The sequence below is a fragment of the Asaia prunellae JCM 25354 genome (assembly GCF_000613885.1).
GTDB lineage: Bacteria > Pseudomonadota > Alphaproteobacteria > Acetobacterales > Acetobacteraceae > Asaia > Asaia prunellae.
Map to the genome: position 1 here is coordinate 141,721 of NZ_BAJV01000008.1, position 12,508 is coordinate 154,228.

Genomic DNA, 12,508 nt, shown 5'->3' on the forward strand with positions numbered 1-12,508 from the left:
GTACTCCGTATTGTCGTGATAGGATCGACGACAACACGGAGCGTAGCACCAAAAATGTTAATTAAATCTTTTTTCACGTTCTGTTGATGTTATGGAATCACATTCACAAATTGCTGACCATACTCTTCAGATAATATTACGGCTCTGGCACAGGACGCTGCCGCACTCACACCTTTATTACATGTGATAACTGGATCATTACTGGCTGTATGGAGCTGCCGCATTTCTCATGATCCTTCCGGTAGCAAAGGCCTCATCCGCCGCTCCTGTTGAGGCCGAAACACGCAATAGCGGCATCGACTGCCTTCGTGGCATCGCCATTCTGCTCGTGGTCATCCATCATCTGGCGCTGTGCTTTCCGCTGCATCACACGGATCTCACATATGTTCTGCCCGTGAACATTCTGCGAGCGCTGACCTGGGACGGACCAAAAGGAGTGACGATATTTTTCGTCATCTCCGGCTTTCTTATCACGCGTCATATCATGCTGCGCTGGAGAACCCCTGCCCGGCTTGATCTTGTCGGCTTCATGAGCCGTCGCGCCGCGCGCATTCTGCCCTGTCTGCTGGCTTTGACCGGCATTGCATCGCTCCTCTGGAAGCTTGGCATACCCGGATTCGTTCCTGAAACACCGGATCAGAGCCTGCATGGCGCTGTGTTATCAGCGCTGTTCATGTGTCTGAATGTCTATGAGGCCCGCACCACTTATCTGCCTGCCTGCTGGGACGTGCTCTGGTCGCTCTCTGTTGAAGAACTGTTCTATCTGGTCTTTCCGTTTCTGTGTCTGACTCTCGGAAGAAGTCGTCATGGTCTGCTGCTCTGCGCTCTGCTTCTCGCCCTTGCAGCCCCCTTGTGCGACTGGTCTTTACGAGATGCATCCGAGATCTGGCAGGAGAAAGCCTATGGTCCAGGAGTCTGTGCCATCGCAACCGGTGTCGTGACAGCTCTGCTCCTCAACAGGGTATCACATCAAAGCAGCAGGCTCTTCACCGTGCTCGGAGGATGGGTCGGCATGACAGCCATGCTCGTCTATCTCTTCTGGGGCGGCGCCGTATGGTCTGTATTATCATGGGGGAGCACGCTTTTCTTCAACAGTGCCATCGCGCTTACCATCGGGGCTTTTGCCCAGGGCTGGGGGCAGCATATCACACAAAGCGGAACGCTCTGGCTCCGTCGCTGGGGACAGCGCAGTTACGAAATCTATTTAAGCCATATGTTCGTCGTTCTGCCTGTTATCGGGCTGGCCCACTGGCTGGGTCTTGGACAGAACCGGGGATGGGTACTTTTCCTGCCGGTATTGCTTCTTGCTTCTGCGCTGGGCCGCATTGTGGAGCGTTATTTTTCACGCCCGCTCGACAGGTTTTTTCTCGCCTGGCTTGCCCGTATCCGCAGTACCCCTGCCCCGGTCTGACCAGCGGGGGTTACTGCACCCATATCTGTGAGAGCAGCATATGATTGAGCAGGGAATAATGATAATTGCCCAGACGCTTCGAAACGAAATCGACATAACGCATCTGGATCAGAGGGACGAGCGCGCTCTGCTGCATGGCCATCTCTCCCGCCTGCTCCCACAGGGCTTTTGTTACCCGCGGATCGAGGCTCTTGCGCGCACGCTCCATCAGCGACTGCAGAGGCGGATAACAGAAACCACTGGCATTGGTCGCACTGTCGGTATGAAGACGGGCATTGTCACACCCCAGAAGCGCATCCAGAAAGGTCGAGGGTGACGGATAATCGGCATACCAGTAAGCAAGGCTGACCTGGACATGATTATCCGAATTACGTGCGTAGCCTTCTGCCGTTGCGGGCGTCATAGGACGCACACTGGCCACAAAGCCAAGGCTTTGCAGCATGTTGCGCAGATACACCCCCATGCCCATACCAATTGCCTGATTGGGCACAATCAGTATGACGCGACGCCCGGCCTGACCGCTTTTACGGATAAGCGCACGGGCGGTTTCCATATCCGGCCCTGACCACAGACCATCTGGCGCCAACTTGCCAAAACGGCAGGGAATATCAGCGCCACTGATACCGTGTGGTACGATCTGACAGAGCGGTTCGGCTATGGCCGCTCCACCGTAAAGAATGGCCATGGCGTGACGATCAACCGCATGATTGATCGCCTGTCGCACTTCGAGCGAATCAAACGGAGGCTCATGCACGTTGAGCGCCAGATAATAAAGGCCAAGCAAGGGCTGGAGATGAACCTGACCGGTGAATTTTGCCCCCAGCTCGCCCAGTCTGTCCTGCGGTTTCGCATCAAGCATGGAGTCATACTGGCCCTGCTCGACTGCCGTGACTTCCGCCTCATCGGACAATCCGAAATCATAGACTATACGATCGACATAACCTTCGCTCTGGGCCTGCGGATTCCACACCCGGAAATACGGATTGCGCTCAATGACAAGCTGATGCGCGGGATCATATGCCGTGATGCGATACGGACCTGTTCCCGGCAGAGGAACAAGGGCTGATTCCGTCTGTGGAGCGTCCTTGGGCAGGATAACCGCGTGTGGAAAAGCCAGTTTCTGCAAAAACTCTCCATCCGGGGCGCTCAGGCGGATGGTGATGCGGTGCGTCCCGGCCTCAGCCGTCACCCCTTCAAGCACGCAATGGTCTGGATCAGTCAGACAGGCTTTGGCACCTATAATGGCACCATAGAATGACGCTGCGGTAGGGCTACCGACGCGATAGAGCCTTCTGAGCGAGGCCACGACATCATCGACTGTGACAGGCGCCCCGTTCGAAAAGTGTATTCCGTCACGCAGGGTAAAAGTCCACACCAGACCATCAGCACTGACCTCCGGCAGGGAGGCGGCCAGATCAGGCACGACTTCGAGCCCCTGGGTGCCATCGGCCTGTCGATAGGTCACCAGCCCGTCATACATATTCACAAAAAGCTGGATATATTCACTGGTATAATTGATCTGGGGATCGAGCGTGCCGCCGGGGGCATCAGCGGTCAGATGCAGCGTCCCCCCACGATGTGGGCTGCCTTGCGTCACGCCACCATTAAGGTCAGGTTCCGCTTGCGCAGATACGCACACGGCTGCCAGTCCCAGCAGGGACAGAAAAACGACGCCGCGTCTTCCAGCCAGTAGAGAGCGCGGCGCGTTCATTCAGCCACGATGCGCAAGTTGATGAATGCGCGTCACCAATGCCTCGGTTCCTGCCGTTGAGTCGATGGTACCAGCGTAGCGGCCCTGCGGATCCATGATCACAATACGCGGGGCAGGAATATGATAGCTGACATCATTATCCCCCTTCACCAGCTCATTGGGTGCATGAAATTCCCTGGCTACTTTTTCGATCATGCTAGGTGAGCCCGTGAGTGGCACCACATGATCGCCAAGTGGCAGGGCATATTTCTTGAGATCATCGGACTCATCGTGAAGCGGGTCGAGGGTGATGGCCAGGGGCGCCAGCTTGATGCCTTCACGCGTCAGCATCTTCTTGGCGTCACTCATCGTTTTCAGGACAGGTCCACACAGGGTCTTGGGACAATGCGTGTCGAAAAACCACACCAGTACCCAGTTTCCCCTGAAATCCCCTTCGGTGACATTGCCCTCACCCAGTGCCACGAGGCGATAACTGCCACCAATCTCGTTACCCTGTGTCGAAACACTCTCGCCATATTTTTCAGACAGACGGTAGACACGCCAGCTCAGGGCGAGCGCGAGGACAAGGACGACAATCACGATACGCGTCGGTGTCCAGATCTTGCGGAGGTTCTTGTTGTTCATCGTTTAATGTGCTTCCGCCCAGTTCGAGCCAATTCCTGTTTCAACAACCAGCGGCACACTCAATGTCGCGGCCTGTTCCATCTCGGTACGAACGAATTCTGCCAGCGCCTCAGCCTGATCGGCGCGCACCTCGAACAGCAATTCGTCATGCACCTGAAGCAACATTCTGGCGTCCAGCCCGGTTTGTGGCAAGCGCACGACCAGACGAACCATAGCGCGCTTGATGATATCTGCCGCCCCACCCTGGAGTGGCGCATTAATGGCCTGACGCTCGGCATAGCCACGTCGGGCACCATTCTTTTCATTGATACCGGGTACATAGCAGCGACGACCAAGCGGGGTCGTCACGTAGCCATCACGCTTGGCCTGATCCTTGGTACGATCCATGTAGTCACGGATACCGGGATAGCGGGCAAAATAGGCGTCAATATAACGACGCGCCTCTCCGGCCGGAATACCGAGCTGACGCGCCAGACCGAAAGCGGAAATACCGTAGATGATGCCGAAATTGATGGCCTTTGCGCGGCGACGGGTCAGCGGGTCCATGTTTTCAAGCGGCAGACCGAAGACTTCCGATGCCGTGCGGGCATGAATATCCTGCCCCAGCCTGAAGGCTTCCTTCAGCGGGCCGATATCGGCCACCTCTGCGAGCAGGCGCAGCTCGATCTGGGAGTAATCGGCAGAAACCAGCACATAGCCTTCCTCGGCAATAAAGGCGCGGCGGATACGACCGCCCTCTTCTGTGCGGATGGGAATATTCTGCAGATTGGGGTCGTTCGATGACAGGCGCCCGGTCGTGGTGATCGCCATCTGAAACGACGTATGGACGCGATGGGTGCGCGCATCCATCTGCTGCACCAATGCATCGGCATAGGTTGATTTCAGCTTGGCCAGCTGGCGCCATGACAGGATACGCGAGGGCAATTCATGTCCGGCATCGGCAAGTTCCTGCAAGACGGAGGAGTCTGTGCCCCAGGCTCCGGCCTTGGTCCGTTTGCCACCCGGCAGGTTCATTTCATCAAACAGGATTTCACCAAGCTGCTTGGGTGAGCCCAGATTGAAGCTGCGCCCGGCAAGCTGATGGATCTCGATTTCCATCTCGGCCATGCGACTGCCGAAATCCGCCGACATACGACGCAGTTCAGCAGCATCGAGCTTTACACCTGCCTGCTCCATATCCTTCAGGATCATGATCAGCGGGCGTTCCATCGTCTCGTACAGCGCCAGAGCCTGATGCTCTCGCAAGGCAGGCTTGAGCTTGAGCCACAGGCGCAGCGTCACATCGGCATCTTCTGCCGCATATTCCGTAGCGCGGGCAATCGGCACCTGAGCGAAAGGTACGCGATTGCGCTGTGCCCGTCACGCTGTCATAGGAGATGGGGTCATGCGCCAGATGCAGTCGTGACAGCTCATCCATGCCCTGACCATGTTCCCCTGCCGACTGGGCGTAGGAAATGAGCATCGTGTCATCGATGGGGGTAACGATGTCGATGCCCGCATGGGCCAGAACAAGCAGGTCGTATTTGGCATTCTGGAAGATCTTCAGCACCGATTCATCGGCCAGAAGAGGACGCAGGGCATCAAGAACCGCCTTGGCTTCGAGCTGCCCGCCAGCCGGATGCTCCAGCGTTCCCTCATGGCGCAACGGCACATAGGCGGCCTCGCCCGGTGCGGTTGCCAGAGAAAGACCAATCAGCGTAGCCTGACGGGCATTGAGACTGTCTGTCTCGGTGTCGAAAGCGAAATAGCCTGTCCTGCGTGCGCGCGCGATCCAGGTTTCAAGCGTTTCGAGAGACTGGATGGTCTCATAGGAACCATACGGCTTGTCGCCCTCAGCCACCGGATCTGGCGCAGCCTGGGCGCGCGGTGTGGCGAGCGCCCCGAGCCCCATGCGCTGGATGACCGAATGGAACCCCATCTTCTCGAGAAACTCGCGCAGCACCGCGCCTTCAGGCTCACGGCATCCCAGAGCGTCGACCGGTTCGGGCAAAGGGACATCGCGTGCAAGCGTGACCAGCTTGAGCGAGATACGGGCAGCCTCGGCATGGTCGATGAGCGATTGCTGGCGCTTGGATTTCTTCATGGTCGGCGCAGCAGCCAGAATGGCCTCGAGATCGCCGAATTCCTGAACGAGCTGCGCCGCCCCCTTCGGGCCGATTCCGGGCACGCCAGGCACGTTATCGGTCGGATCACCCATAAGCGCCTGCACATCGATCACACGATCCGGCGCCACGCCGAACTTGGCCTCGACTTCTTCCGCCCTGATCGGCTTCTGCTTGATCGGATCAAGCAGGGACACGCGCTCGGTCACGAGCTGCATCAGATCCTTGTCTGACGACACAATAGTGCAGCGGCCGCCTGTTTTTTCGATAATGTCGGCATAGGACGCGATCAGGTCATCGGCCTCGAAACCCGACAGTTCGATCATGGGCACGTTGAACGCTTTTGTCGCGTCGCGGATAAGCGAGAATTGCGGGCGCAGGTCTTCGGGCGCCTCGGGGCGATGAGCCTTGTATTGCGGATAGATCTCGTTGCGGAACGTATGACGACCCGCATCGAAAATCACGGCCAGATGGGTGCCGACATGATCGCGCAGCAGGCGCTGAAGCATGTTGGTAAAGCCGAAGACGGCATTGACCGGCACACCCTCGGGGCTGCTCATGGGCGGAAGCGCATGAAAGGCACGGAAAATGAAGCCCGAGCCATCGACGAGAACGAGATGGGGCGTAGCGCTCATGCGGCAACCGATCGGAATGAGGTCAACAAGAACAGCGTCTCCTTCATGGGTCTGATCCCTCACAGCTCCCGATATGACCGGTCTCGATATGACCGCCATATGGCACCCTGCTCTGGCCAGCGCGCCCGGAGGACGCAATACTCAACCAATGATACGAGAGTTCCGCCCGCATTCAAACCGCTGCCGTGTGTCTTTGCAGAGTTTGCTACGCGCAGCCATGATGGCGCTCCTCTTTCCTTTCCTCTCGGCCTGCACACCTCCGGAAGTCAGACACACCCCGCAAGCACGTGGACATGAAGCCGCACTCATCCTGCGAGTATGCATCTTGCACTCTCCGATGGCACCGATGCGCCGATGCGCGTCTGGCCTGCCATTGGCCGGCCACGTGCTCTAGTTCTGGCCCTGCATGGTTTTGGCGACAGTCGCGATGCCTGGGAGTTTTCGGCCCCGCAACTCGCGGCTGCGGGTATCGAGACCATTGCCCCTGATCTGCGCGGGTTTGGTGAAACAGACAGCCGAGGCCATTGGAGCAGCACCGCGCGTATGGTGCAGGATGCCCGCGAAGAGATGGAATGGGTTCATTCGCGCCATCCTGATTTGCCTCTCTATCTCATGGGAGAGAGCATGGGCGGCGCTGTCGCGACCCTGCTGGCCACAGCCCCACCGCGGGACGCGATCAGTGGTGTCATTCTGATATCACCCGCTATCTGGCGTTTTGACCTTTTCTCCCGGCTTGTGCTGGATGGGCTCGACGTTATCGCACCCGACTGGGTTTTCACCGGTGCCCATGTGCCTGGCGAGCATATCGCGACGAATAATCTTGCTGCCCTGCGCCGTCTTTATTTCGACCCTCTGACCCTGCACGAATTCCGGCTGGACACGCTGCGTGGTCTCGTCAGGCTGATGGCCAGCGGTCAGAACGCCGCATCTCATGTCCGACTTCCCCTTCTCGTACTCTATGGGGATCAGGATCAGATGATCCCGGCACCGCCCATGGCCGCTTTCTGGAAGCGGCTTCCCGCCTCGGCACGACGGGATCTGATACCGGGCGGCCATCATCTGCTGCTACGCGATCGCAATGGACGCAATGCCACAAGCGATATTGCCTCCTGGATCCTTTATCCCGATCACTTTTTACCCTCAGGAGGCGATATAGCCGCAGCAGCCTGGATGGCGGGTGATCCGGGACATTTCGCGCCGTGAAGGCTTTGCCCCTTCCAAGCCCGATCAGGCGAATAGGGATGGTACAGATTTTGGGACTGGCGCGCTGCAGGAATTCTGGGTATGAAGCGATCCAGCGGGACCCGTAGCTCAGCTGGATAGAGCGTCGCCCTCCGAAGGCGAAGGTCGAAGGTTCGAATCCTTTCGGGTCCGCCATTTTTCCGAAAATTTCAATCAGACCTGCTATCGGTTAATCCAGCATACTTCCCTGAATGAACCCGGCATCTTCCATTGAGACTAAAATGTATTGTCAAATATAAGAGTGTAAATTCCGTTACGATCAACCGTAATAAGAATTAAACTCCAATAAATAAAACAATTAACGTAACAAAATTCTATTTATATTTATGAATTATATTTCGGAAACAGGGTCCATATTTGCCGTAATCCCACGATATGGATTACACCAATAATGAAGCAGATAGACGAACTCCACACCCAGAAACTCGCACTTCGACCGGGAAACCAGACCTGCATGGGCTCGAACACAACGCCTCGCAAAAGATAAAACGCTGTAATGGCGCAAAGAGCGATTCGCAGAAATGGTAGTGGCGGCAAAACACCCGCACCAGACAGTGCATAGGTAGCCCAGACCGCAAGTATAGCAGAAATAATCAAGGTAACTGAGGTCGGATACAAATCACCGGCGGCAGCCATCTGGGCCATGGCTTCGCCAGCGCCCAGCGTGCGGTACCAGCTAGGCCCAAACCAGATGCAGCCAGATGCAGCAACGCGGCCAAGAGACTGCAGCAGGCAGCGATGATCAGCGTCCAGTTATAGTGGTTTTTCATGAGTTTTTTATAAGATCTTTATCTGCTTTTTACACCCGCGCGCCGTACAGGCCTCGCCGGAATGCCAGCAAGATCCTGCACTACTGAATGCCAGCATCCTGAATACATAACCTGTTCGGCCGAGAACAGACAACAAAGGAATTACGCTACACTAAAGAGCAAGCCATCAAGGATCCGGGAAAATCCAGAGGTCCGTCATTTCATGCTGACCCTAACGGACCATTCCATTTCAATCGGATTTACTGAATAGCCGCTTCGGCGAGTCTTGCGTCGGTTTCGCCTTCTCCTCCACTCAGTCCCAGCGCCCCGATCATCGTGCCGTTCATGAAAATAGGAACACCGCCCCCTACCGGAAGAACATTTGGCAGAGTGGCGATCATCGCCTTTCCGGCGTGAAGCGCTGTTTCCAGATCTTCAGTCGGGCGGACAAAAGGGGCTGAACTGCGGGCTTTCATGAGCGCAAGTTCGATACTCCCCAACTGTGTGCCGTCATCCTTCTTGAAAGCAACGAGATGGCCCGCGTGATCCACAACGGCGACCGCTACGCGCACATTGCGTTTACGGGCCAGAGCCAGAGCAGTATCAATATAGGAAAGGGCTGTGCTGAGGTGCATCGGAGGCTCCGCCTGGGATCAATGACTTTTGCCAGCGCTGATCGCGCGCACTGTGCATCATGCACAGGTGACGACCAGAGAGTATCTGGCAAGCGGAAAGATTTCAGACTTCAGGCGGATAGCTTCATCAGAACGACCCCGGAAAGGATAAGAAGCGCCGCCAGCAAGCGAACCGGGCTTAGGATTTCGCCAAACATGACGACACCCACCACAAAAGCGCCAAGGGCACCGATACCGGTCCAGATCATGTAGGCGGTGCCAAGAGGCAGTGTCTTCATTGCCCAGGCCAGTAGAGCGACACTTATCGCCATACCCAGAACAGTCACCAGACTGGGCATGAAACGGGTGAAACCCGCAGACTGCTTCATGGCAGAAGCCCAGATGATTTCACTCAGACCAGCAAGAAAAAGAATAACCCACGCCATGACAGGCCTCCAGAACCGGTATTCCGCCGGGCCGTCCCGGTCTTGAATCTCCTCTGGAGGCAGGAACGTCGTCGCTGCCCTGACAGCATAATTCGGAAAGTCACTCGTTTCAACGAGGCACGCGCTTTACAGAAGATTATGGCTTATCCCGCCAGAAACGCGGAGTTACCCGGCTGCATTCATAACAGCCTCATGACTTTCAGGTTGTGGAGGCAGGAAGGATGCCGCCTTCTATCGCTTTCCTGAAGTCTTTCCAGTCACGCTTCGTCTGCACGGCATAGGCCTCGGCAAAGGTGACAATCGCCTCGGCAAAGCTGTCACCTGAACCGAGATAACCGGAAATCATCGCCACGTCCCCGGAACGGGCGTGAGCACGCGCCAGCGCACGACCGCAAAGTGCTGCGTAATCATCCAGTCCCTCCTGCGCCACATCAGCGCCGATGGCAGCAAGACGGCTGTCTTTCAAACGCCTGACATAGAACTGACGATTTGCCCCATCGAGTTTTTTCACCGGACGGTTCGGATCACCAGACTCGCTGTGAGTCCAGCCCAGAAAAGTATCCGAGCTCGCCTGCATCAGTCTCTGACCTGTCACCACACGCTGACCCTGATTATCAAAATCCGGACCGGACAAATGCGGCGCCAGAACCGATTCCTGCGCCTCCTTGATCTGGAGCAGCAATGTCTCTCCATCGGCCGTCGAGAACAGCCCGATGCGCAATAGGTGCCAACACTCCCGACGCCAACCACCTTGAACAGGATATCAAGCAACCTGTAGCGCGACAAAAGCACCGCCCGTTCCGGTGGCTGGGTAGCGATATAGCGGGCAAATGCCTCCCGGATAGTCTCATCACGCGCAGGCAGGCGCATAACGAGAGGAGGCTTTACCTTCAGTCGGGGAATATTCTTGTCAAACGAAACCAGACCGAAATGATCACGAGCGCTTTCCAGTCGGGCTTCAAGACGGGCGCTGATATTTTTGCGCGTATGCTTATCCGAAAAACCTTCAATGGCAGCAGCAAGATCGATCTGGTCGGACCAGATTTCCAAGGGGCTCATAGGGGCCAGACGAGCCATTTCCTGTTGATAGGTCTTGACCATAATCCACGCGTTCTGTCGCGCCTGCCTGGCAGATGACCCGCTTTCAAGACTGGAGAGAACAAAAGACGTCCCCAGACGCTTGATGTCCCATTCAAACGGTGCGGGATAAGTCTCGTCAAAATCATTGATATCGAAAACAGCCCTCCCCTCTGCCGAGGCATAGCTGCCGAAATTGGCAAGATGACAATCGCCACAGCTCTGTACGACTGGTCCTGCCGCTGGTGTCTGAGCGAGATCGGCCGCCATCACCACGGCACTCCCTCGCAGAAACGCGAAAGGCGAAGCCCGCATACGGTCGTAGCGAATAGGCAACAGATCCTGGATGCGGCTCCTGCCCTGTCCGATCAGCAGAGAGACCGGGTCAGCACGATCCGGCGCAGGGGTCCAGGCAGCGTGAGCGCTACGCCTGACCAGCCTGCGCAGGGTTCGGCCATGATCATGACGTTCCTGCCGTGTCTCGAAAGACGGCCTAACCATGCTGGAACCGGAAGAAGAAAATTCAGTCATGCCTGTTCAGCCTCATGATGATGGATCCATATCCTCCGCCCGTCAGAGAATGACTGCCAGACTGGGCATTCCCACAAGAGAACCCTGAAACGGGAGATACCCTGATATGCCATCAGGGCCAAAGCCCGGTTCTGGCTCAAAAGACGAAAAATCCGGATCTCACAAAATCCGGATCTCACAAAATTAGGCATAGCAAGGACACAGCAAGGGCAGGCAGTGTCAGCAATGCACCATACCCCATGAAACGACCATAACTGATATCGAGATCATGCTTGCGCAGGATGATCAGCCACAACACGGTCGCCAGTGAGCCACTCAGTGTCAGGTTGGGCCCCAGATCGACCCCGACGAGAAGCGCATCCCGCAAGGTAGGGTCATGAGATACCAGAAGAGGGGCGAGCTGTGCCGCAAGGAGGCCCGAGGGCAGATTATTGATCAGATTGCTGAGAATGGCGATCCCGAAGCCCGTCACCAGAACAGCTGTAACTCCATGACCGAAAGACAGAACAAACAGGGAAAGCTTCTGCAGGAGACCACTTTGTTCGACGGCAAAGACCAGCACGAACAGACTCGCCACAAGAGGAAAGACCGACCATGAAATCTCCGCCAGTGCCGGAAAGGGTGATCTGCGACGCAACATCGTAACGACCACGCCGAGCCCTGTCCCGCTCAGCGCCGTGACCAGACCGAGAGATCCATGCAGGAAGGATGTCAGGGTAAGCAGCGCGATCACACCGAACAGGGCTATTGCGGTAAAACGCGCGACCGGGTCGAGACCGGGCAGCTCTCCCTTCTCGTCGAAACGACTATCGATCCTGCGCCGCACCAGAAGATAGAGCAGAACAAAGCTGATCAGGATTGCCAGAACGGACGGCAGAAAGAACCGGCCAAGCCAGGACAAAAGGCCTGGCGGTGCCCCGCCATAGAGGACGAGATTGGCCGGATTACTGACTGGCAGAAGAAAGCTTGCTGCATTGGCCACGAAAGCGCAGGCCAGAAGGGACGGAAACGCATCGATTCCGGCTTTTCTGGCCACGGCAATGACCGGTGGGGTCAGAAGAATGATTGTCGCGTCATTGGAAAGAAACGCTGTAGTAAAGATTGCTACAGCAAAGATAATGAGAAACACCTTCAGCTCCGATCCCCCTGAATGAACAAGGGCGGATGCTGCCAGCCAGTCAAAGAGCTTTTCCTGTCGGGCAATTTCGCTGAGGATCATCATCCCGAACAGAAAAAGATAGACTTCCTCCCCTGATATCACAGCCTGACCGGCCGTATGCCAGCTGCAGATACCCAGTATCGGAACGGCCAGAGCTGCCAGAGACGTCCAGAGGGCCTCCGGCAATTGCCAGGGACGAAAAATCAG

The 12,508-nt window shown here is 56.5% G+C and carries 8 protein-coding genes, 1 tRNA gene and 2 pseudogenes; 3 read left to right on the forward strand and 8 right to left on the reverse strand.

Going from position 1 to position 12,508, the window contains the following annotated elements; genetic code table 11:
* Window positions 1-229: 229 nt before the first annotated feature.
* On the forward strand, window positions 230-1,411 hold the full coding sequence (locus JCM25354_RS08485) for an acyltransferase family protein (protein ID WP_025885699.1): 1,182 nt from the start codon (window positions 230-232) through the stop codon (window positions 1,409-1,411).
* Window positions 1,412-1,421: 10 nt separating this feature from the next.
* Here JCM25354_RS08485 and JCM25354_RS08490 read toward each other — a convergent pair whose 3' ends face one another.
* The 3 genes and pseudogenes from JCM25354_RS08490 to polA form a co-directional block, all read right to left on the reverse strand.
* Window positions 1,422-3,122: an ABC transporter substrate-binding protein gene (locus JCM25354_RS08490; RefSeq protein ID WP_025885700.1), complete on the reverse strand. Its 1,701-nt coding sequence runs from the start codon at window positions 3,120-3,122 to the stop codon at window positions 1,422-1,424.
* Window positions 3,123-3,746: an SCO family protein gene (locus JCM25354_RS08495; RefSeq protein WP_025885701.1), complete on the reverse strand. Its 624-nt coding sequence runs from the start codon at window positions 3,744-3,746 to the stop codon at window positions 3,123-3,125. It lies immediately after the preceding gene.
* Between the two features lie 3 nt (window positions 3,747-3,749).
* Window positions 3,750-6,483: pseudogene (gene polA, locus JCM25354_RS17695) on the reverse strand (DNA polymerase I).
* Window positions 6,484-6,801: 318 nt separating this feature from the next.
* Between polA and JCM25354_RS17700 the strand changes: the two are divergent.
* Both JCM25354_RS17700 and JCM25354_RS08510 read left to right on the forward strand, forming a co-directional pair.
* Entirely contained in the window at window positions 6,802-7,686 is an 885-nt protein-coding gene (locus JCM25354_RS17700) for an alpha/beta fold hydrolase (protein WP_051537303.1), read from the forward strand.
* A 97-nt stretch (window positions 7,687-7,783) separates the two neighbouring features.
* A tRNA-Arg gene (locus JCM25354_RS08510) sits at window positions 7,784-7,860 on the forward strand.
* Window positions 7,861-8,049: 189 nt separating this feature from the next.
* Here JCM25354_RS08510 and JCM25354_RS20685 read toward each other — a convergent pair.
* The 5 genes and pseudogenes from JCM25354_RS20685 to JCM25354_RS17710 all read right to left on the reverse strand — a co-directional run bounded on the left by JCM25354_RS20685 (window position 8,050) and on the right by JCM25354_RS17710 (window position 12,487).
* Window positions 8,050-8,370 carry a hypothetical protein gene (locus JCM25354_RS20685; RefSeq protein WP_199899933.1) on the reverse strand — a complete coding sequence of 107 codons (321 nt, stop codon included), beginning with the start codon at window positions 8,368-8,370 and terminating at the stop codon, window positions 8,050-8,052.
* A 364-nt stretch (window positions 8,371-8,734) separates the two neighbouring features.
* The gene (locus tag JCM25354_RS08515) at window positions 8,735-9,109 is read right to left on the reverse strand and encodes a GlcG/HbpS family heme-binding protein (RefSeq protein ID WP_025885702.1); all 375 of its coding nucleotides are present in this window, start codon (window positions 9,107-9,109) and stop codon (window positions 8,735-8,737) included.
* Between the two features lie 110 nt (window positions 9,110-9,219).
* Window positions 9,220-9,534 carry a DMT family transporter gene (locus tag JCM25354_RS08520; protein ID WP_025885703.1) on the reverse strand — a complete coding sequence of 105 codons (315 nt, stop codon included), beginning with the start codon at window positions 9,532-9,534 and terminating at the stop codon, window positions 9,220-9,222.
* 199 nt (window positions 9,535-9,733) lie between these two features.
* Window positions 9,734-11,142: pseudogene (locus tag JCM25354_RS17705) on the reverse strand (DUF2252 domain-containing protein).
* 175 nt (window positions 11,143-11,317) lie between these two features.
* Window positions 11,318-12,487 carry an SLC13 family permease gene (locus tag JCM25354_RS17710; RefSeq protein ID WP_159103469.1) on the reverse strand — a complete coding sequence of 390 codons (1,170 nt, stop codon included), beginning with the start codon at window positions 12,485-12,487 and terminating at the stop codon, window positions 11,318-11,320.
* Between the last annotated feature and the right edge of the window lie 21 nt (window positions 12,488-12,508).